General features: G+C 47.1%; 23 protein-coding genes. 14 read left to right on the top strand and 9 right to left on the bottom strand.

Annotated elements, in window-relative coordinates; genetic code table 11:
* Position 1: 1 nt before the first annotated feature.
* The 7 genes from H144_RS34375 to H144_RS0118505 form a co-directional block, all read right to left on the bottom strand.
* On the bottom strand, positions 2-1,267 hold the full coding sequence (locus H144_RS34375; RefSeq protein ID WP_033402748.1) for an ABC transporter permease: 1,266 nt from the start codon (positions 1,265-1,267) through the stop codon (positions 2-4).
* Positions 1,268-1,273: 6 nt separating this feature from the next.
* On the bottom strand, positions 1,274-2,374 hold the full coding sequence (locus tag H144_RS0118480; RefSeq protein ID WP_019943586.1) for an efflux RND transporter periplasmic adaptor subunit: 1,101 nt from the start codon (positions 2,372-2,374) through the stop codon (positions 1,274-1,276).
* A gap of 4 nt (positions 2,375-2,378) precedes the next feature.
* A complete protein-coding gene (locus tag H144_RS0118485) occupies positions 2,379-3,710 on the bottom strand; it encodes a TolC family protein (RefSeq protein WP_019943587.1) in 1,332 nt (443 codons plus the stop codon).
* Positions 3,711-3,737: 27 nt separating this feature from the next.
* Positions 3,738-4,193 carry a GbsR/MarR family transcriptional regulator gene (locus H144_RS33380; protein WP_019943588.1) on the bottom strand — a complete coding sequence of 152 codons (456 nt, stop codon included), beginning with the start codon at positions 4,191-4,193 and terminating at the stop codon, positions 3,738-3,740.
* Positions 4,194-4,280: 87 nt separating this feature from the next.
* A complete protein-coding gene (gene nhaA / locus H144_RS0118495) occupies positions 4,281-5,603 on the bottom strand; it encodes a Na+/H+ antiporter NhaA (RefSeq protein WP_019943589.1) in 1,323 nt (440 codons plus the stop codon).
* Between the two features lie 238 nt (positions 5,604-5,841).
* Positions 5,842-7,263, bottom strand: coding sequence for an alanine/glycine:cation symporter family protein (locus tag H144_RS0118500; RefSeq protein WP_026350801.1), 1,422 nt, complete (start codon positions 7,261-7,263; stop codon positions 5,842-5,844).
* Between the two features lie 123 nt (positions 7,264-7,386).
* The gene (locus H144_RS0118505; RefSeq protein WP_019943591.1) at positions 7,387-7,680 is read right to left on the bottom strand and encodes a Na+/H+ antiporter NhaA; all 294 of its coding nucleotides are present in this window, start codon (positions 7,678-7,680) and stop codon (positions 7,387-7,389) included.
* Between the two features lie 228 nt (positions 7,681-7,908).
* Here H144_RS0118505 and H144_RS0118510 point away from each other — a divergent pair, with 228 nt between their 5' ends.
* From H144_RS0118510 to H144_RS33005, 7 genes are all read left to right on the top strand, one after another.
* Positions 7,909-9,387, top strand: coding sequence for a sigma-54-dependent transcriptional regulator (locus H144_RS0118510; protein WP_019943592.1), 1,479 nt, complete (start codon positions 7,909-7,911; stop codon positions 9,385-9,387).
* 140 nt (positions 9,388-9,527) lie between these two features.
* Complete coding sequence (locus H144_RS0118515; protein ID WP_033402964.1) at positions 9,528-10,247, top strand: NRDE family protein; 720 nt, start codon at positions 9,528-9,530, stop codon at positions 10,245-10,247.
* A gap of 91 nt (positions 10,248-10,338) precedes the next feature.
* Complete coding sequence (locus H144_RS0118520) at positions 10,339-11,346, top strand: ATP-grasp domain-containing protein (RefSeq protein ID WP_157504829.1); 1,008 nt, start codon at positions 10,339-10,341, stop codon at positions 11,344-11,346.
* Positions 11,347-11,349: 3 nt separating this feature from the next.
* Positions 11,350-11,964, top strand: a complete 615-nt coding sequence (locus H144_RS0118525; protein WP_063826406.1) for a LysE family transporter — start codon at positions 11,350-11,352, stop codon at positions 11,962-11,964.
* A gap of 14 nt (positions 11,965-11,978) precedes the next feature.
* On the top strand, positions 11,979-12,866 hold the full coding sequence (locus tag H144_RS0118530) for an alpha/beta fold hydrolase (protein WP_019943596.1): 888 nt from the start codon (positions 11,979-11,981) through the stop codon (positions 12,864-12,866).
* A gap of 54 nt (positions 12,867-12,920) precedes the next feature.
* Positions 12,921-13,268, top strand: a complete 348-nt coding sequence (locus tag H144_RS0118535) for a TfoX/Sxy family protein (protein ID WP_019943597.1) — start codon at positions 12,921-12,923, stop codon at positions 13,266-13,268.
* Positions 13,269-13,292: 24 nt separating this feature from the next.
* Entirely contained in the window at positions 13,293-13,679 is a 387-nt protein-coding gene (locus tag H144_RS33005; RefSeq protein WP_229207933.1) for a VOC family protein, read from the top strand.
* Here the strand turns inward: H144_RS33005 and H144_RS33385 are convergent.
* Complete coding sequence (locus H144_RS33385; protein WP_019943598.1) at positions 13,648-17,520, bottom strand: hybrid sensor histidine kinase/response regulator; 3,873 nt, start codon at positions 17,518-17,520, stop codon at positions 13,648-13,650. The two genes, H144_RS33005 and H144_RS33385, sit on opposite strands and share 32 nt — an antisense overlap.
* Positions 17,521-17,872: 352 nt before the next feature.
* On the opposite strand from H144_RS33385, the gene H144_RS0118550 reads away from it, so the two are divergent.
* The 7 genes from H144_RS0118550 (at position 17,873) to H144_RS33390 (ending at position 21,600) form a co-directional block, all read left to right on the top strand.
* On the top strand, positions 17,873-18,376 hold the full coding sequence (locus H144_RS0118550; protein ID WP_019943599.1) for a hypothetical protein: 504 nt from the start codon (positions 17,873-17,875) through the stop codon (positions 18,374-18,376).
* A 15-nt stretch (positions 18,377-18,391) separates the two neighbouring features.
* On the top strand, positions 18,392-18,940 hold the full coding sequence (locus H144_RS0118555) for a YceI family protein (RefSeq protein ID WP_019943600.1): 549 nt from the start codon (positions 18,392-18,394) through the stop codon (positions 18,938-18,940).
* A 96-nt stretch (positions 18,941-19,036) separates the two neighbouring features.
* Complete coding sequence (locus H144_RS0118560) at positions 19,037-19,495, top strand: YHS domain-containing (seleno)protein (RefSeq protein WP_019943601.1); 459 nt, start codon at positions 19,037-19,039, stop codon at positions 19,493-19,495.
* Positions 19,496-19,519: 24 nt separating this feature from the next.
* Positions 19,520-19,966: a YHS domain-containing (seleno)protein gene (locus H144_RS0118565; RefSeq protein ID WP_019943602.1), complete on the top strand. Its 447-nt coding sequence runs from the start codon at positions 19,520-19,522 to the stop codon at positions 19,964-19,966.
* Between the two features lie 7 nt (positions 19,967-19,973).
* Positions 19,974-20,384 carry a hypothetical protein gene (locus tag H144_RS0118570; protein WP_019943603.1) on the top strand — a complete coding sequence of 137 codons (411 nt, stop codon included), beginning with the start codon at positions 19,974-19,976 and terminating at the stop codon, positions 20,382-20,384.
* Between the two features lie 24 nt (positions 20,385-20,408).
* Complete coding sequence (locus tag H144_RS32140; RefSeq protein ID WP_019943604.1) at positions 20,409-21,146, top strand: hypothetical protein; 738 nt, start codon at positions 20,409-20,411, stop codon at positions 21,144-21,146.
* Between the two features lie 25 nt (positions 21,147-21,171).
* Positions 21,172-21,600: a DM13 domain-containing protein gene (locus H144_RS33390; protein WP_019943605.1), complete on the top strand. Its 429-nt coding sequence runs from the start codon at positions 21,172-21,174 to the stop codon at positions 21,598-21,600.
* Between the two features lie 383 nt (positions 21,601-21,983).
* Here the strand turns inward: H144_RS33390 and H144_RS33940 are convergent.
* A partial coding sequence (locus H144_RS33940) for an integrase core domain-containing protein (RefSeq protein WP_157504832.1) occupies positions 21,984-22,187 on the bottom strand: 204 nt, incomplete at its 5' end.

A 22,187-nucleotide genomic window follows, 5' to 3' on the forward strand; every position in this document is an offset into this window, starting at 1 on the left:
ATTAGCCTCTTAAAATGGCAATAGGGTCCATTTTTGCCGCTTTTCTGGATGGCAAATAACCGGATAAGGCGGTCGTCAGGATCCCGAATGTAAATCCGGTAATGTAATAAACCGGCTTAAAACTTACCGGCAGGTGGTCAAGTGTGATCATCACATCGCTGTTGAAAGGCACTTTGGAGACGGCATAAGAAATCAGAAAACCAAATGCGAGCCCCATTACTGCACCGGCCGCCCCGATTACGAGTGCCTGAGTCAAAAAGATGCCTTTGACGTCCGAGTCGGAAAATCCCGTCGCTTTCAGGATCGCGATCTCTTTCATTTTTTCATAGATCATCATCGTCAGTATATTGAAAATGCCAAAGCCAGCGACCAGCAGAATGGTGCCCGCAACCCCGTAAACGATCATTTTGCGTAGCACATCTCCTTCCAGAAGCGAGGCATTGTCCTTTTTCCAATCTGAACCCTGGTAATGATAACGGGCCTGCAACTCATGGGACATTTCAGGAGCAAGTTCCTTATCCAAAAGCTTAACCTTGATTTCTGTCAGATAGGAGGCAGGCGCGCCGAGCAGCTTCTGAACTGTTTTAGTGCTCGCATAACATTGCTGCTTGTCAATATCGGTAAGGCCCGTCTTGAAGATCCCGGCAACTATTACGGGAAAATTGCCGCCTTTTTCGGTAGTGACAACGACCTGGTCGCCGGTCCTTACATTCAGGAGCTTTGCAAGACCCGTACCCATCAGGATACTGTTGGTTTTCACCATAGCCTCTTCGTAGCTACCCTCGATGACTTTACCCGAAAGGCTGAAAAGCTGATCTTCCTTTTCAAGGTCGACGCCGTTAAGCTTACCATTGAGCGAAGAAGATCCCAACCTGAAAAACACCTGCGTGTTAATGGCCCCCGACGCAGCCTGCACCCGCGGGTCGCCAGCCAGGTCTTCCAACGCCTGGTTAGCATCTTTTAAATTCAGCAAAATGTCTTTGGGTTTTTGGTGGTGCACGACATTCACCATGCGGGGAAAGCGCCTATCCAACAGCGATTGATCGGCGATCTGCACCTCATTGAATAAACGAAGATGCGGCGATTGCTGGAAGACGACATCCTGGGTATATTCATTAGTCCCCTGGATGAAGCTCACCATAAAGATAAATACGGTGATGCCGAATGCTACGCCTGCTGTGGCAACCAGGGTTTGCCGCAGTTTTGCCCTCATATAGGTAGCTGCGATAGAGGCAGATAATGCGATGTTCGTGAGCCGTTTTTTCATAGCATGCTAAGGGGCTTTTTCGTATATGAGCTCACCTGCTTTAAGGCCACTTCGGATCTCTATCCACTGACCGTTCCTTACGCCGGCCTGGACTTTTCGCTTTAATACTTTACTGTCAGGCCCGGCAGTGTATACCGAATCCCCAGGCTGCAAAAAAGCGCCCGGGATCGCAAGTGCATCTTTTTGTTCGCGGATCAGGATGTTGGCTTCGACGGAAGACTGAGGAAAGAAGCTGCCCGCACCTTCTACTGCGGCTTCAACTTTAAAGCTCCGATTCTCTTTCTGGATCACCGGGACGATCTTACTTATGGTCGCTGTAAATTCTTTGCCTTCAAAAGCATCGGTTTCAAAAAAGACTTTTTGCCCCAGATTCACCTGAGCAATATCCCGTTCGTCGACCAGCAATTCCAGTTTGAACCTGCTGGCTGAGCCTGTCAGCAACACCGGCTCTCCGGCTGCCGCAGTGCTACCTTCCGTCAGATAAATACTGAACACCTTCCCTTCGATGCTGGCGGTGAGCACATTGGTTTCCCTGAGCTGACGAAGCTCGGCGAGTTGCCGGCTTACGGAAAGCACTTTCTCTTTCTGATCGTTTAAAAGCGCGTCGTATTGAAATTGCAGGTTCTTGTAGTCGGCAAGGCTCGCCTCGGCCTTCATCGCGCGGCGCCCGGCTTCCTGCTCGGAAACGGCCTTGTCGGCGGCGAGTTCCTGGTATTTTCTGGCTTCGGCCAGGTCGAGATCGTATTGCTGTTTGGCAAGGGCCGCTTTCTGTCGAAGTTCCAGGCCTCTTGCCGAGCTATCGGACGCATTTTTACGGGCCAGGCGTAGCTGCTCGTTGAGGATGCCGAGCTGGGTGTTCTGGCTAGGCTGACCCAGAACACCCAGAACCTGACCCCTTCGTACCTGCTCACCCTGCTTAACGAGTATTTGCAGTACCCGCTGGCTTGAAGTCGCTTTGATCAGTTCATAAGCTTCGGGCATGATCTCGCCGGACGCATACACAGCTTCGTTCACAGGCCTTGTGGCCGCCTTAAAAGTCGCTGGCTCCTTTTTGCAGGATGAAAGGGTGGCAAGGCCGGCCAGTATCAATACATAAAGCTTTTCCATAGAATTAATTGCCTTGTAGGTATTCAAGTTCGACCATTTGCATGATACACTGCAATTGAGCGATCAGCCGCCTGCGCCGTGTTAGTGTCAGTTCATCCTGCAATTGTTTAAGCTCGATCATGTCGATGATCCCTTTTTCTAACTTTTTTGACGAAAGCCTTACATTGTCCCGGGCAAGTACTTCCTTTCTTTGAAGAGAGCCAAGTTCCTGCATCGCGCGGGAATAAGCGACCTTTGCAGAAAGGAAAGCATTGTTGCCGTCACTGACACTGGCATCCCGTTCAGCAATGGCCAAAACTGCGCTTTGTTTGTCTTTTCTAAGCCGATAGTGCATCTGCGGCATATCAAAGACCGGTATTGAGAGGCGAAGGCCGACATAACCGGAAGAAAACCACTTCGAGCGCATTATAAAACTTGCCTCGCTGCCAAAACCTAGCTTGCTGTAACCGCTTACCACTGAAAGCTTTGGATAAAGGGCGGCCCGGGACTCATCCAGCGAGGCGCTGGCTCTTTCAACCATCAGACTGTCTGAGGTAAAATCCGGTGTCAGCGCTGCATTGAAGGTTGCTCCTGGTTTATTTTCCGCTAGTGGTATATTGTCCCCGGCTAATTGAATGTAATCGGCAAGCGGAAAACCCATCCAGAATTTGAGATCAAGCAGCGACTGCTGATGCGTGGCCTGGCTGCGGGATACGTCGTCGCTCAGTTCTTCGAGCAAACTTATTGACTGGTTCACAGCAATCTGATCGGTAATCCCTTTTTCGAAGTTCAGGGTGATAAGCCTATCACTTTCCTTAAAGTCTTCCAGCCGGGCGACGGCCGCATGGTAGTCTTCATCGCTTAGCATGGCCGAGTAATAAGCCATTCGAACGTTTTTGGCGATCAGTTTTTCTTTGGAAAAGTTTTGAGCGGCTTTCAGCTGGCTCTCCAGTATCCGGATTTTGATCTGTTTCCACCCCGCCGCATCAATCAGGCTTAAATCGGCCTGCAATCCTGCATTACCCATCCACGGCGTCCCTAGCCGAACCGGGATGAAACTCCCTTGAGGCCGGCCTACCAGCTCGCCGGGGAAAACCTGGACGGGTATCTGCCAGTAATGGTCCAACGACGCTGAGCCGGTAACCGTAGGCAACAGTTTGGCTTTCGACTGGCTCACATCCATTGCCGCAAGCGCTATTTGCTGTCGGCTGATGATCAGGTCCTTATTATGACTGGCAGCATACTGCAGGCACCGTTCCAAATTCCAAGTGGGCTGAGCAGAGCATGTCTGAACTGCTGCCACCGACAGAAACAGGATCAACAATTTCCAGACTATTATCTTGTTCTTTAAGTTCATTATCAAAAGAACCAAAAAGTGAAAATTTTAAGCATCAAGCTCGATTGTGCGTTTCCACCGTTCCAGGATAATAGGAAACTCGACGAGCAACATCTTGTACAATATCGCGACTTCACCAAGCTCTTTATCAAACTGGTCCTGAACACCTCTAGCCTTCCTGACATCATCCAGAATCCCGAAAAACTGCTGGTAGCGCGAGGTCATTTCTTTTTCATTGAACAAACTTCGCATGTTTACATAAAAGAAGCGACGCCTTTTTCCTCCAACTGTGCGGTGGCCAACCATTCCTGAGGCTGTTAGCAATTTCAGTGCATTCGAAACGGCACTTTTACTAACCTTGAAATAAGCGACCAAATCCTCAAAAACAGCCCCTTCTTTGCCTTGAAGTAACAAATAAGTAAAAACCCTTGCTGCTACCGGCGTCATGCCCATATGTTCCAGTGCCCCACTGTGTTGTTCGATCCGGTCCCTGTGCTCGTCCAATTTCTTTTAATTAATCCCACCAAATTAAAGCATTTTAGTTCTCCATAGCAAGAACTAAAATAAAAAACTAATAGGCATGTTCTGTTTTTACTCCCTTGAAGGCCGCTTCCCTGACAAAGTTCGCAGGTAGATGATTCCAGCAGAGCCAGAAATCACGGATGCAAGCAAGATGCCATACCTCGCATTTTCAACATGCTGCGCATTCCGAAAGGCAAGCCCGGTAATAAACAAAGACATCGTAAACCCTACACCGGCAAGCATGGACACCCCCAGGATGTGCTTCCAGGTCGTACGCACTGGCAACCTGGAAAGCCCAATTCTGACCATGAGCCAGGTGAAGCTAAACACCCCGATAAACTTCCCTATGACAAGGCCCGCCACCACACCCAGGCTCACCGGGTTGATCAGTGCGGTAAAAAAATCGCTCCCGATGTGCATACCCGAATTAGCAAGCGCGAAAACAGGCATTATCACGAACGCTACCCATGGGTGAAGCCCATATTCGATTTTTTGTAACGGGGTCTGCGCATCCAGACTAAGGCTTTTAATTTCTTCGACGATATGGTGTTGATCGGCTGTCATCAATGGACCATGCAGCGGGATTGCCTTCTCAAATTTGTTTGCATGGCCGCGCACCAGGGCTATATATTCACCCTCATCGATTTTCGTCCGCGCCGGGATAGTGAACGCTACCAGCACGCCGGCAATCGTAGCGTGAACACCGGAAAAAAGAAAACATGTCCAAACCATAATGCCCAGGATCAGGTAAATAAGGGTGCTGCGCACCCCCAGCAAATTCAGGGTCACCAACACCGCTAGCAGCACAGCTGCCAAGATCAGATAGAAGAAGGAGATATGGGCTGTATAAAAAAATGCAATAACCAATACTGCCCCCAGGTCATCAGCCACGGCGAGCGCAGATAAAAAGACTTTCACCGAGGTAGGGATATATCTACCGGCAAGCGATAAGAGCCCAAGGGCAAAAGCGATATCGGTAGCCATCGGTACGCCCCACCCGGACATTGAAGGTTGGTTAAAGTTAATTGCGCTATAAATCAAGGCAGGAACCAGCATTCCTCCTAAGGCGGCCGCCATCGGCAAGCTGGCTTTCTTAAGGGTGGACAACTCGCCAGCCATAAATTCCCGTTTCAATTCAAGCCCTATCACAAAAAAGAAAAGTGCCATCAATCCGTCGTTGATCCACACATGCAGCGGGTATTTAAAAACATTCCCACCAAGCTCCACCGAGAGCTCGGTCTCCCATACATGGTGGTAGGAGCCCGCCAGCGGCGAGTTGACCCAGACCAGGGCAATGACGACAGAAATAAACAGGACGATACCACCCGTAAATTCCTGATGAATAAAGCGGTGCACCGGCGAAAGCAGCCGGTCTATTGGGGATTTTGACATAGTATCCAGGTAAACGTTGGCCAAATATAACTGAAAGCGCCGTTTTGACATTGTAAACAACTTAGTTCTCCTTTTAACGGGTAGTTGGCCAAAAGTAGAAGTAACACAAACCTATGGGGCCCCTCAGAGCCTATACAGAAACAGCCTTCCAACATACCCCGGAATGACAGACAAAAAGTGACCAAAGCTGCAGAAATTTATTGAAGTGACTACGGACTTGCAGATCGTTGAACATTCTTCAACCCCATTCCTCCGCATTTTCAACCCCCATGTTTGACGCCTTGTAAACCGGATCTTTGCCTTCCTTTTTTTGCTGCTGGTAATCTTTGAGCGCATCCAACGCAGGTTTTCTGAGCAGTAAAATGGCAATGATGTTCAGCCAGGCCATTAGCCCTACGCCGATATCGCCAACCGTCCATGCCAGTTCGGCCGTTTTGATGGAGCCATAAAATGTTGCTGCCATGATCAATCCGCGCAAGCTCCACAACAGGATTTTGCTATTTCCTTCCTTCATCAAATAACTCAGATTGGTTTCGGCGATATAATAGTAGGCCATGATGGTGGTGAATGCGAAAAAGAGCAGCGCGATAGAAACAAAACCGCTTCCCAAGGACGGAAAATGTGTATTGATCGCCTGTTGGGTGAACTCCGAGCCAATGGCCATGCCTTTGACATGCTCAACCAAAAATCCCCCTGTCGGATTCACTACATTGTATTTTCCTGTAAAAAGGATCATCAACGCCGTCGCCGTGCACACAAACAAAGTATCTACATACACAGAAAACGCCTGTACCAATCCCTGCTTCACAGGGTGGCTGGCCTCGGCCGCAGCTGCGGCATGAGGGGCAGTTCCCTGGCCGGCTTCGTTGGAATAAATGCCACGTTTGACGCCCCAGGATACTGCCATTCCAAATATGCCTGCAAAAGCTGGTTCCATATCGAATGCAGAACGCATGATCAGAGCAAAAACTGCCGGTACCTGCGTAATATTGATGGCAATGATAATCAGGGCCATCAAAATATAGGCCCCGGCCATAAACGGAACAACGAATTCAGCCACTTTTCCAATTCTTTTCACACCTCCGAAAATGATCAACCCCAGCAGAATGGTAATCGCGCCTCCGGTGATCTCAACAGGAATGTCAAAGGCAGTTTTCGCGCTGGTGGCAATGCTATTGCTCTGGACTCCGGGAAGGAACAGGGCGGTACTCAGGATTGTTGCTACCGCAAAAAGCACCGCATACCACTTTACGCCCAGGCCTTTTTCAATATAGAATGCGGGCCCGCCGCGATACTGGCCGTCTTTTACTTGCTTATAAATTTGTCCTAATGTAGCTTCCACATAGGCGGATGCCGCGCCCAGAAAAGCGATCGCCCACATCCAGAACACAGCCCCTGGCCCTCCCATTGCAATGGCCGTAGCCACTCCCGCAATGTTTCCCGTCCCTACCCTTCCTGAAATAGCGATCGCAAATGCCTGAAAAGAAGATACGCCTTTTGCGGAAGCCTTATTCCCGAAAAGCAGCGTGATCATGTCTTTTAAATAACGCACTTGCAAAAATCGGGTAATTATTGAAAAGTAAATGCCGGTGCCCAGGCAAAGAAGGATCAGCGCGTCGCTCCAGACCACATTGTTAACGGCAGTAATGATTTGCTCCATGGAGGAAAGTTCAGCGAGTGGGTGGTAAGGAATTTGGTTTATCAGGAATAAATAAAGTGAAAATTTGGGCATTGACCTTCTGCACCAATTAAAATAACTATATATACTTCAAATAATGTTATTTCAAAATGCCAATTTCGCGGTATACTCCCGTTTCAATTCCAATCCGATCACAAAAAAGAAAATTGCCATTAACCCGTCGTTGGTCCAGATGTGCAGCGGCTGATTGAAAATAAAATCTGAGAATCCTACCGACATTTTGGTTTCCCAAAGGTGGCGGTAAAAGTCTGACCAGGAAGAGCGGTAAAAGTCTGACCAGGAAGAATTGACCCATGCAATTGAAATGATCACATGGATAAACAGGATGATACCGCCCATAAATTCCTGGTGGATGAAGTTACTGACAGGATGGAGCATTTGGTCGATAGGGGGATCTGGCAATCATTATTACATATTTCGAAATGGCTAAATATATGACCCAAAAGCACGAAATCGGCCTTTTTGCTGAACATTTATATGACCATTTCAAAGGACACAAGGCTTACTTATGATGCATTTAAGTTACGATATTTCGGAACTATCCTTATTAATGTCATAATTTAGCCCTAATTCAGAAGACGAAATCATACAGATTTTTGTAATTCCATGAAAGACGATTTGCCCGGCAAAGTAATGAAAACGGTCCTGATCGTGGACGACACGCCCAACAACATCAGCATCCTTTTTGATGTACTGACCAAATCCGAATATAAAGTATTGGTAGCAACCGATGGGAAAAGTGCGCTCGAACAGGCTGCTTACGCTCTACCCGACCTGATCCTGCTCGACGTAATGATGCCCGGGATGAGCGGTTTCGAAACGTGCCGCCAGTTAAAAAGTTCGCCCAAAACACAGGGAATCCCGGTTATTTTTATGACAGCCCTGACAGAAACGATCAATAAAGTCAACGGCTTCAATATGGGCGCGGTTGATTACATCACCAAACCCTTTGAAATCCATGAAGTACTCTCCCGCATTGGCACACATCTCGCGCTGGCGACGCTCAGGCAAAAATTGGAACAACTGGTTAGGGAACGAACGGCCGATTTGAACAAGGCGCTGACGGAAGTGGAGAAGCTTAAAGATCAGTTACAGGCCGAAAATGTATACCTGAAAGAAGAGATCAAACAGTCCAAAAACCCCGATGATATCATCAGCCAGAGCAAAACATTTGAAAAAGTCCTGAACAAAATCCGGCAAGTAGCGCCCACCAACAGTACCGTGCTGATCAACGGCGAGTCGGGTACGGGAAAGGAGTTACTGGCGCGCGCCGTTCATAACCTCAGCAACCGTAAAAACCGGCCGCTTATCAAGCTCAATTGCGCGGCACTACCGGCCAGCCTGATCGAAAGCGAGTTATTTGGCCACGAAAAAGGGGCATTTACCGGCGCCACAGCACAGAAAAATGGCCGGTTTGAGCTGGCCGATGGCGGCACCCTGTTCCTGGATGAAATTGGCGAAATGCCGATTGAATTGCAGCCCAAGTTTCTACGGGTATTGCAGGAGGGAGAATTTGAACGTGTAGGCAGCACCAAAACACTGAAAGTCAATGTCCGCATCATCGCCGCCACCAACCGTGATCTGGAAAAAGAAATTAGCGAAGGACGTTTCAGGGAAGACCTATTTTACCGGCTTAATGTATTTCCGGTCCTAAGCATCCCATTGCGGGAGCGAAAAGAAGATATACCCTTGTTGGTCAAGCACTTTTGCCAGAAACACGGTGCCGACCAGGGCAAAGTCATTGACCAGGTGCCTCAAAAAGTGATCGACGCACTCGTTGCCTATCATTGGCCAGGCAACATCCGCGAGCTGGAAAACGTGGTGGAAAGATCGATCATTATGTCGCCAGGAAGGACATTGACGCTCGACGACTGGTCGCCCAGGAAACCGGCCATTGCGCCTAAAGGTAGCCTGATGACGATGGAGGAATGCGAGCGCGAGCATATCATTTTTGTTTTAAATAAAACCAACTGGAAAGTGAGTGGCAGCAAGGGGGCGGCCCAGATCCTGGACATGGTGCCGACAACCCTGGATTCCCGGATGCGAAAACTGGGCATTAAAAGGCCCGAACAATTTCCACTTTAAAAGAGATTTTACGAAATATCGGAAAGTACTATTTGCATAAAGTCGGCAAAATAATTTATATATAGTTGATTTACAGTAATTTAATTACAAAAACTGTTTTGGAATAGCTTTTGATAGGCCTTATAAAAAAGGAAATCAAAATGTGCACAGTAAGTTATCTTCCAGGCCAAAGCGGTTTTATCCTGACGTCCAGCCGGGACGAAAAAATAACACGCCCGATCGCCAGGCTTTCCGATCCGGTTATGATCCACGACCGGGAAGTAACATTTCCACAGGACCCGCTTGGGCAGGGAACCTGGATCGCCAGCTCCTGTACCCGCACTGTATGTCTGCTCAATGGTGCATTTAAGGCTCACCGGCCCAAACCGCCGTACAAACACAGTCGCGGGCTTGTTGTGCTCGACGCTTTTGACTATTTCTCTCCGCAAAACTTCGCCGAGAACTACAATTTCAATGGTCTTGAACCTTTCACACTGCTTCTTTTCGAAATTGGGGAATTGCTTGTCCTGCGCTGGGATGGACACAAACTCTTTATTAGTGAAAAGGACGCCTCCCAAAAACACATCTGGTCGTCTGCAACGCTTTATAGTCCTGACATTATCCGGAAAAGGCGGGAATGGTTCAATCACTGGATATCTTCTACCGATGAACTTTCATTGGGCAGCATCCGAAAATTTCATCTGACTGCCGGCGACGGCGACCCTGAAAATGCCATCCGGATGCGGCGAGACAATCTTTACGAAACCGTGAGCCTGACCAGCGTGGTACGCTCCGGGACTGAAATGGAGATGATTTACGAAGACCTTATTTACTCCGAAACGACGTATAAAACCTTGTCGCAAAGCTATGTATCCAATTAACCAGCTGGAAACCGAAGGTGAAATAACCGCGGATTTGACACCTGTAAGGTCGGCGACATTCAAACTGTCCAAAAGCGCCAAGTTAATCCGTTTGAAAAGCTGGGAGTACTGGCCTTTTGGGGTAGTTTATATTCCTGTATTTGTCTACTGGCTTTGGTTATCACTCAAAGCAAGGTCGTTTTTTTTCTTCTCGGCAGCCAATCCATCCATTGAATCCGGAGGAATGCTGGGCGAGTCGAAAATCGACATTCTGGATCTGATCGATAACTCTTACAAACCGGTAACGGTGTTCATTAAACGCAGCATTAGCGAAGCGCTCTTAAGCAACAGATTTTTTAATGCAAACCTGACTTTCCCTGTGATTGCAAAACCGAATGCGGGAGAACGTGGCTGGGGCGTGAAAAAGATAGATACTTTGGCAGCACTACAAAGTTATCATCAAAAAAGCCGTGTCGATTACCTGATCCAGGAATATGTTGACTATTCCCTGGAATTTGGTGTGTTCTATTACCGTATGCCCAATCAGCCGAAGGGAACAATATCTTCCATTGTACAAAAGGAATTCCTAAGTGTAACCGGAAACGGCCAACACAACCTGGGCGAGCTAATCCTGGCCAATGACAGGGCCGTATTGCAATGGGATTTGTTAAAAATTAAATATGCAAAATCACTACATAATGTCTTACCAATTGGCAAAAAAATGACCCTGGTCACCATTGGCAACCATTGCCTGGGTACCAAGTTCCTCAATGCCAATCATTTGATCACGCCGGAACTGACGGCTATTTTTGATAAAATAAGTATCGGGATCAATGGGTTTTATTATGGTAGATATGACCTGAGATGCAACAATCTCGATGATTTTTATCAGGGTAAAAACATCAAAATCATGGAATTGAATGGTGCAGGCGCCGAGCCGGCCCACATTTACGATCCGGAATTTTCGATTTGGGAAGGATGGAAAGTATTGCTGCATCACTGGAAAGTGCTTTATGAAATCAGCACTCTTAACCATAAAAACGGCACGCCCTATATGCGACTTTCAGAAGCACGCGCGATTTGGAAACGCATCAAAGCCGATAAACTTCAAAATCCATAACCCATGATCTCACTACCATTGAATTTTATCACGGGGTTGATCGTGAGCTTTTTGGGAACCTTACCATTGGGTGTGCTCAACATTACCATTATGGACGTTTCCCTCAGCAAAGGGATGAGCTCCGCGCTCAGGTTTGCATTGGCCTGCGCGCTTGTTGAACTGGTTTACAGTTACATTTCAGTGCAGCTTACCAAAACGATCATCAACTTTCCCGCGCTAAGCCCTGTTACCGAAGTGGCTGCTAACATTACTTTGTTGGGAATGGGGATTTATTATATCCGCAAACAGGGACAGCTCTCAGCCAGCAAGCGAAAACCGATTTCCTCCTTCTACCTGGGCGCTATTCTCAGCATCCTGAACGTGGTCGCTTTTCCTTTTTGGATCCTGTATACCACGCTTTTGCAGGGAAAAGGTATTGTAGGGCTCTCGCAGCAGTCGCTCATTATCACTTATGTGATCGGCATTTCCGTCGGCACCATCGCCGGATTGTTACCATTCGCTTATGCGAGCCGTTTTTTGGTCAGGATCATAGCAAGGCATCAGCACCGGATGGACCGGATAATCGGCTTCTTGTTTGTTTCCCTTTCGTTTTTCCAGCTCATATCGTTGATTATATAACCGGAAAGCGATAGATGGATATCCGTAACGCATTGCATACCAAGCCAACAAACCTTGTTTTAGCTGTATTCTCCTTCCTGTTTTTAACTCAATGCATATCATTTAGAAAAACCGATCAGGAGGTTACGGAATATTTTCAGGGATCGCCGGTCAGGCCCTCTTTCCACTCGGTTAAGGTGGATAGCAACCGGACAATCCATTATGCGGCAATCGGTGCAGATTCCTTGCCGCTGGTTGTTTTCGTACATGGCTCTCCCGGCTCGTGGACAGCCTTTATAGACTTTTTCAAAGACTCTGCACTCTACAATCATGCACATTTGATTTCCGTCGACCGCCTGGGTTTCGGCAAATCTGGATTGGGAAAAGTAGAAAGCTCCATGTATAGACAGGCGCAGGCTATCGCGACCGTCATAAGGGCAGCCGGAGCGAGCTCAACAGCCATCTTAGTCGGACATTCACTGGGCGGCCCGGTCATTGCCAGGTTGGCTATGGATTTTCCCAGCCAGGTCCGGGGCCTGGTTCTAGTCGCAGGTTCCATCGACCCGGATCTCGAAAAAAAGGACTGGTTTCGGCCCATTATCGGCTCATTTCCAATTCGGTACTTCATTCCCGCAGACCTGGATGTGAGCAACCGTGAAATTCGCGCGCTCAAAGGCGAATTAACGCAGATGCTGCCACTTTGGAAAAGCATTTGTATTCCTGTTACTGTCATCCAGGGCGAAGTTGACGACCTTGTACCACCAGGTAATGCGGCATTTGCAAAGAAAATGCTGGTCAATGCGCCAGTTATTGTTCGGGTGATTCCTGAAATGAATCATTTTATATCCTGGCGGCGCCCGGACAAGATCCGGATTGCAATTTTGGAGCAATTGCGGCAACCTGACGCAAAGGAAATCAAGTAGATCCGTCTTTTTTAGGGCCTTTAATAATTTCATAAAGATGCTATCGCACCAATCATGGCTTACGACATCAATTTGGCAAACCGCATCCGCGAAAGACTCTTTGAACTTCCCAACATCGAAGAAAAGGCCATGATGGGTGGGCTAACATTCATGTACAACGACAAAATGTGCATCGGCATCATCAAAAACGAGCTGATGTGCCGCATCGATCCCGCCTTTCACGAAACAGCTGTCGAAAAACCGGGATGCCGAACTATGGATTTCACCAACCGACCCATGATTGGATACGTGCTCATTGAACAGGATGCGATTAAAATCCAAGAGGAATTCGACTATTGGATAAATTTATGTCTTGATTTCAACAAGAAGGCCAAATCATCAAAAAAACAAAAAAGTAAGTAATTAATCATCTCAAAATTTTCTATCATGTTAAACGCAATCAATTGGTTTGAAATCCCGGTCAAAGACTTTGATAGGGCCAAAGCTTTCTATGAAACGATCCTGGGTGCAACCATTACAGAAATGCCTAACGACGAGTACCGGTACGGAATGCTGCCAGCAGATATGCAAAATGGAGGCGTCGGTGGTGGCATTGTTTATGGAGAAGGATTTGAACCATCGATGTCTGGTTCTTTAATTTATCTCAATGGCGGGACGATCTGGATGTCCCTCTTGCAAAAGTGGAAAGTGCAGGGGGCAAAATTCTCCTCGCCAAAACTTCGATCGGCGAGAATGGGTTTATGGCTTATTTTGCTGATACGGAGGGAAATAAGGTCGCGTTTCATTCTATGGGATGAGTTTTGCTGGCTATAATCAAATACGCTTTGATTCTTCCCATATCAAACTCCCTTGCCCATTTACGAACCTGTTTCACAAAAGCATTGGCCTCAGGATATTGCGATTCTATCTGGTCTAAAGAATCCAGTATCCCCTGAATATCCCCTTTCATCGCGTATTCCCGCATTCTTTCCAGTTCAGAAGTTGGTGGTAGTTGATCAACCAGCTCCATCTTTTTATTATTCATTTCAGAGGCCGAAATCAATTCACGTTTACTCGTATAAGTCCATTCCAGGTTCAGCAGCTTACGGATCGAACACAGCAAGGCACCTACGTCGACGGGTTTGGACACAAAATCGTCGAAACCCTCATTCAGGCTGCGTTTTTGGTTAGGTTCAAAAACATTGGCTGAAAAGGCGATCATTTTTGTATCGGCAAAAGCTTGATTTTCCTTCATTTGGGAAACGGCCTCAAAACCATTCAGGCGCGGCATGACCAAATCCATAATCACCAGGTCCGGTACCGAAGTAGCCGCAAGCTCCACCGCCTCTTTTCCGTCGGAAGCTTCCAGCACCAGGAACCCCAGCGACGCCAGCAATTCATGCACGACCATGCGGTTTTCTTCATGGTCGTCTACTATCAGGACGGTCTTTCTGGTTCCGGCATATCCCATAATGTCACGTTCCGACAATGCTGCTTGGGATTCTCCCACTACTTGCCTGAACACCAGCACCAACGTGAACACACTTCCCTGGCCCACCTTGCTTGTTACATTTAGCGTTCCATTCATTAATCCAACCAGATTGTTTGCAATCGCAAGCCCCAGGCCGGTACCTTCTGAAAACAGCCGCCGGTCTATTACCTGGTGGAATGGGAGAAATATTTCAGTCAAATATTCCTCGGAAATGCCGATACCAGTGTCCTCCACTTCGAATTTGGTCTTGTAAAAACCGGTATTCAGCTTCTCACCGGTGACTCTGAAGATAACCCCTCCATTTTCCGTGAATTTGACTGCATTACCTAGCAAGTTGTTCAGTATCTGGGTAATGCGCTTTTCGTCGCCATCCACCATTTCCGGTATATCGCCAGTCGTAATCATTTGAAAAGAAAGTCCCTTTTCCTCAGCTCTGGAATGAAATAAACTGGTCGTATCATGCAGCAAGTCTAAAAGACTAAATGCATTACTCTGAATTTCGAGCCTTTGCGCTTCTATTTTTGAAATATCGAGGACCTCATTGATCAGATTCAGCAAATGTTCACCGCTTTTTCGGATAATGGTAAGCCCCTTCTCCTGTCTTGGATTTAATGTCGGCTCACGCTGAAGTACCTGCGCAAATCCCAGGATCCCGTTCAAAGGTGTCCTCAATTCATGGCTCATGTTGGCCAGAAACTCACTTTTGGCATGGTTTGCTTTTTCCGCGGCATCCTTCGCCAGCTGTAAGCGGGCAGCCTGCTCTACCAGCTCTTCTTTTTGCAAAACTACTTGGGCCGTCCGGCTGTCCACGAGGTTTTCGAGCTTGGCCTTTTCATTGCTCAAACGTCTGGTATACCACCAGATCAGCATGCAAACCATCATGATCGCTCCAACTACATACAGCATATACGCCCACCAGGTACGAAACCAAGGATCGAGAATATCGAATGCAAAACTGCTTTCCTGACTGAGTTCGCGGTACGGGTTTCGGGCCATGACATGGAACACATAATGCCCCGGCGGCAGATTGGTATAATCCTTCCAGCTCTCTTTCGACCACCGCGACCATTGAAGGTCGGTCGGCATCACACCGCCCCCGATAAGCTTGTAGCGAAACTCGTTACCTGTTTCGCCCACATAACTTGTGGCGGCAAACCGAAAAGAAATGTCTCGCAAATTATAAGCCAATGGTATTTTCAGCACATTCGCTTGATTTACTTTTTGATCCGAAATATTTAACAATGAATCATTTAAGAGCAATCGAACTTCTCTGATCAGCACCGGATAAGAAGGGTGCATTGCCATTTGGATACCGTCATACCGGTAGAGGCCCTCATCATTTCCTACCCAGACAATCCCTGTTTTTTCAGGATAAATGCAGTAACCTGTCCGCTGGATCGGCATCAGGCTTAAGCTGTCCCACTCCGTTTTCCCACCTGGCATCTGCCTCAAAATACCCAATGGGCTCGCAAACCACCAGTTTCTCGCGCTATCTTCCACAAAATAAGGCGCACTGTTCACCGAGTCGCGGAGCAAGTTTTGAAAATGTGCTATTTCCACAAATTTTTTGCTGTCGTGATTGAATTCGTAGAGGTGATTTTTAGAAGCAAATCGGGGCGCTCCGATCGTGGGAAAAACGTAATTCCATGAAAGCTCATTCAGCCCAGCGCCAATGCGGACATGGGACAGATTCGCATTAGGGGCATTTTTCAAATCAATCCTGAAAAAACCATTTTTGTTTGTGCCTGCCCAAATCGTACCGTCCGGATCTTCCGCCAGCGAGCGACAGTCGGCAGCCAGCCCTTTTATGGCGCCGACTTCATGCCAGGAATTGTTTTTCAATTGATACAAGAATACCCCATTTGAAAGTGCAGCAAAAAGCAGGTCACTTTGCGATTTTGGCCTTAATAAGGCATAAACGGACTCGCCGCCCGTAGAAAGTATCTGGATCACTTTGTTATTGCGTATCCTGAAAATATGCTCCGAGGTACCTGCATAAAGGTCGTTACCGTCCGAAAGCAAAGTCCGGCAGGCAGAATTAATGATGGCCACTGGCTCAAATGAATTCTTCGAATCGCTCCAACCCAATAACCCGATCCCGGTACCGACATATAGGCGGTTTTTATGGCGGGTAATGCTCCAGACCGTCGAATTGATATTCTTGCTGTAACCAAACTTACTGACCGGTAGGTTATAGCCGATCTGGCAGATCCCGCTGCCCGTCATCGCCCATAGGGAAAGCTGCTTGTCAAGGTATAAGGATGCGATGCTATTTTGGTTGAATCCCGTAGACGCGTCCAACTGCATTTGTACGGCCCCGTACTCATTCAGGATACGGATCCCGCCAAACCGGCTGGCGATGAAAAAAAGATAAGATTTCGACTCGGCATTGTAGGAACAGATGGCGCCGGTTATCCCCGATTTTTTAAGCCATTCGTCCGATTCCGTTTTTAACGGCCTCAGCCTGGAAGCGGGCTCTTTGGGCGAATAAATAAATAGTCCGTTTTTTTCTGTTAAAGTTAGCAGGCGGCCATCTGAAAATTCAAGCACTGCCTGAACTCTGAGATTTAGAAGCTGCTCACTCCCGGGCGCCGGTTTGAGTTCATCGGAAACCAGTTGCATAAGCCTTCCCGTGGACTCCTGCACATACAAGGTGTTTCGGATAAAATTCGCAGTAAGAAACCGGTCTTTAGCAGCCCAGATCCTGAAATCGTTTCTTCCTTTGTAACGGTATATTTTTTGGGATGTACAAAAATAAATCCCTGTTGAATCGCTAAATAAACGGTTTACAGGCAAAATGCTGCGTTCCGCCTTAGGCAATTTCTGACTGAGAGACATGTATCGAATTTGCCCTCCCGGCCTGGTCGCCAAATAACCGAAATCCGTGGATGTACCCACATATACGACTCCCTCCTTACTGACACCGATTGCCTTGACTTCCGTCCCGGGCACTTCGATCAGTTTCCATTTGCTTCCGTCATATTCCAATACGCCACTTTGGTTTCCCACATAAAGGATGCCCCGCTTGTCCTGCACAATCGCCCAGTTCTCGGGATGACCGTTATATTGTTTGGGGCTAAAATGCTGAATTAATGGTGTCCCAACACCTTGTGCAACAGCGGACTGGTAAAAGCCCGGCGCCATAAAGAGCAACATCAAAAACAGCCTTTTAAATATTTCCATACAATCCCATTGCCCTGGTCAATTACTTGATCTAATATCCAACAACTGGCTCAATATCTGTTCCTAACCTCTGGCTTTACTGATTTCCTGCAAATATCGCTGATTAAGGCTCGCATTGCTGCAATTTTAAATTCTCATCGACCTCTGTATCAATCCTAAGTAAAATGGCTTTGTTACGAAACAGCAGGAAGGTTACGAAATATCGTAAATCAGCTTTCCTGGCACAGCACCAGAGAATCTGCGAATGTTGCGAATCCAGCCTCCAAAGGTCGTTTTTAATTGCCCGGACTTTACGGCATATCCTTTGAAGTAGAGCATTCAAAGAACGCCAGTCAAAACATACTTTGAAGCTATGAAATTACAAGATGTTTCCATCGGGATTTTAAGTCAACTCATTGAATTGACGGAACAATTTTCGCGGGATGAATACACGAAAAACCTGGATTTGCTGTCAACCAATTCGGTTGGGCGCCATTTGAGGCATATCCTCGAATTTTATGACTTGGCCGTGCAGGCAGGTAACACCGGCGAACTGAATTACGACAAACGGGAGCGCAATCTGCTGCTTGAAAACGACCCGCGCGAAGCGATTTCCAAAATGAAAGAGCTTATTGCGCTCATCCGCATGATGAAAGATGACCTGGTACTCAAACTGGAAGCATCTTACTCCTCCGAGGCCAAAAATGATGTAAAGATCACGACTACTTTCTACCGTGAGCTGCTTTATAATGTGGAACACGCCGTGCACCATATGGCCATTATGGCGATTGCCGTGAAGGTAGAATTCCGACATATCAGGTTATCCGAAAATTTCGGGATCGCCCATTCCACTGTACTGCACAAGCAAAGTGCTTAAACGAATACCTAACCTATGATACAGTACCTATTGCTTACCGCCTGCATCGTCGCCCCAATCCTGCTCAAAGCGCAGACATGGACTGTGCAAACCGCCAACACATCGTTCCGGACCAGCATGTTTGGGGCCGATGTGGACGGGACATTCAAAGGGTTTAAGGGAACCGTCATTTTTGACCCCCTACACCCGGAAACGGCCCGCATTTCGGGAAGTGTGGAGGCTGCCACCCTTTCCACTAGCAACCGCCTGAGGGACCGGCATTTAAAAGAGAAAGATCAGTTTTTCGAGGTTGCCAAATATCCCAGGATTGCAATGAAGTCTACTAAAATCGAGAAGACAGTGACCGGATATACCGGAACATTTGATCTGACGCTCAAAACCGTTACCAAGAGCGTATTTATCCCTTTCACATTTACGAAAACAGGCGCAAATGCCGTCATGAAAGCCGCAGTAGAAATCAACCGGAAGGACTGGAAATTCGGTGGAAATACGCTGGGGATGTCCAACAAAGTGAAGCTCGACTTCGAGCTCAACTTATCGGCCCCGGTTTCTGAAAACAAATAGTCAATTAACACCTAATGTCATTGCCAATGTTGTGTTGTCACCAACCTCCCACCTAGAAGCCTGTCTCTTAAAACCAATTACAATCAACTCAATAAAATGCAAAAACTGATCATTATTCTATTGTTGGCGATCATCACAATGCCCATTTTCGCGCAGGATGATACCAAAAAACAAAGTAACGTCTCCCAATCGGGCCTTGCCCTCGAAGGTTATGATCCGGTAGCCTATTTCACGGCCGGGAAAGCCCTCGAAGGCAAAAAAGACATTACTGCTTCGGACGCCGGTGTTACCTATTATTTTGCCTCGGTCAAAAACCGCGATTTATTCAAAGCTGACCCTTCCAAATACACGCCGCAATATGGAGGTTGGTGCGCTTATGCCATGGGCGCGAGTGGCGAGAAAATAGAGGTTGACCCCGAAACTTTCAAAGTCCTGAACGGCAAACTCTACCTTTTTTACAACAAATACTTCAACAACACGCTCAAAACCTGGAACAAAGACGAACCCGGCCTAAAAAAGAAAGCAGACGCCAACTGGACGAAATTTTCAAAATAAAACATTCCACTTATTTCACGAATCATGACGAAAAATTCAATTTTAGTATCGCTGTTCTTCTTTTTTACAACTGCGGCAGCATTCGCACAAAAATCAGAAATCTTCGAAAAGGATGGCATGGCCATCAAAGGATACGACGTGGTCGCCTTTCACACCGAAGCCAAAGCCCTGAAAGGCAGTGAAAAATTCACCTACCGCTGGAAAGACACCAACTGGCTTTTTGAAAACCAGGCCAATATGGACATGTTCAAAAAAGATCCCGAAAAATACACTCCCCAATATGGTGGCTATTGTGCCTACGGAACTGCCGACGGCCACAAAGCGCCTACCGAAACCGACACCTGGACGGTAAAAGACAACAAGCTTTATTTCAATTACAACAAAAAGGTGCAGGAGATGTGGAGCAAGGATATCCCAGGGTACATTGAGAAAGCGGATAAGAATTGGGTAGAAATCAAAAACAAACCATAAGCTATTTATGTCAAAAAAACCTAACAAAATCGTCTTCTGGGTGCTGCGCATAGTACCGGCGGTCATTTTACTTCAAACACTGTTTTTCAAATTTACTGCCGCTGAAGAGTCTGTTTATATTTTTTCAAAACTAGGGATTGAGCCCTGGGGACGAATCGGCTCAGGGGTTGCCGAATTGATCGCGGCCATACTTATTCTGATTCCTGCCACTACTGGTATTGGCGCTTTTATTGGATTGGGTGTGATCTCTGGCGCATTGGTTTCGCATCTCACCTTACTGGGAATTGAAGTACTTGGCGACGGCGGCCAGTTATTTATTTATGCGCTCATTGTTTTGCTCAGCTGCGCATTGCTTGTATTTTTTGAAAAGGACAAGCTGCTATCTTTTATAAAGAGGGACTGGATACTCAAAAGCTGATTCAACCATTACTTAATCAATATTATGAAAACCAGGATCGCCTGCCTTTTTTGTCTGCTTGCTGGTACAATTACCGTGCGCGCCCAACAAATTGAGCCTGCCAAAACAAACCAGCTTATCGACCTTGCCGGAACGATCGGCAGCTCCCAGGGTTCCGGGGCATTGTCCTATGTCTACAATTGGCGCATTGGTAAAAAGAGGAAAATCGAAGCTGGCCTGGGCCTGAGGTTGACAAGCGTTGCGGGCACAAAGCTCACCTACACTACCGCTGGTCCGGCCAGACTTACGCGGTCATTTACAACACCATTTGTGATTTTCTTTGCGGGGCAAAAAACCGAAAACTGGGATACCCTGACTGTCCAGCGCCCATTCGTCAACGCATTGAATGTAACAATTAACCTGGGCTATCGTTTCAATCAAAAGCTTAGTGCAGGGTTTAATATTGATCTGATCGGCGCGACCTTCGGCCAGAAGTCATCCTCTGTTTTCCAAAGCAATGGCAGTACAAGCACTGATGCGGCTTCAAAACCCACTGCATTCAGTCTCTTGCTGACCGGCGATCATGACCGGGGTTCATTGAATTCCGAGTTTTTTCTCAAATACCAGATCAATGGCAAATGGGGCGTGAGGGCGATCTATCAGTTTTTGTTTACCGAGTACACTGCTGGAAGCGTCAGACAAACTGCTGCCGACGGTACTGTAATTGAGCGGTTCCGAAATAAGGCCAACAATTTTGGATTGGGCCTTTCTTATTCGTTTTAATGTTTAAACCAAAAATCTCAAAGCCATGAAAAATATCATCTTCGTTTCTTTACTTGGACTGGTCTTAACCAATTGCAAAAGAGAAGAAAACACGCCAGTCGAGCCGTTAATGGAAACGGTAGACAGTACGGCTGTCGTCAATGTAAAAGGAAGCTTTACGGGCATAGGCGGAGAATCCGTTTCAGGAACGGCCAGGATTATTACTGCTGGCGAAAAATATAGTCTTGTCCTCGACCAATTCAGCACCAATAACGGGCCAGACTTGCACGTATATCTTTCTAAACAGGCCATGCCGAAAGATTTTATCGACCTGGGTTCGTTGAAATCTACGCGGGGAACACAGGTATATGAAATAAATGGAAAACCTGATCTTGCTGAGTATAAATATGCGCTGATCCATTGCCAGCAGTTTAACCATTTGTTCGGATCAGCGCTTTTGAGTGAAATCAATTGAATAACAAATCAATACGTTTCTGGGCACCGATCTGATCCTGCACGCGGGGATTTTCGATTGAATTCGGTTCCCTTTTAAGGCGACCACTCTGCTGTAGTAGAATTTAATCCTACTTGCCCCATTTGCAATCCAAAACAAAAATCCGATGGATAGCAACTTGGCTAATTTGAGCGCTACCATTGACTTTGCTTACTAGAATATAGGCAACGGATAACCTGAAGACCAGTTAGGTATCCAGCATTGATCTGATGTTTAGATCGTTAATATAATACTCCCGAAAATCTGGACAGCTGCTTAAATTTCTAATTTGCGCGTGACGTCCTCCCAGGTATTCAGACGGTTGAAAGCAGAGTTTCCGGTGTTTCTGAGCCCCTCCCTGGTTTTCAGACGGTTGAAAGTAGAGTTTCCGATGTTTCTTGATGTAAATTAACAAATTCTTTTGGGGTTAAATCATTCAGCGCGCTGTGAGGCCTGAAGTGGTTGTATTCCCAACGAAAGTCCTCGATTTTTTCTCGGGCGTCGTCCAGCGATAAGAACCAATTGACTGAAAGGCATTCGTCTCGGAATTTTCCGTTAAATGATTCAAC

It is taken from the genome of Dyadobacter beijingensis DSM 21582, assembly GCF_000382205.1.
Taxonomy (GTDB): Bacteria; Bacteroidota; Bacteroidia; order Cytophagales; family Spirosomataceae; genus Dyadobacter; species Dyadobacter beijingensis.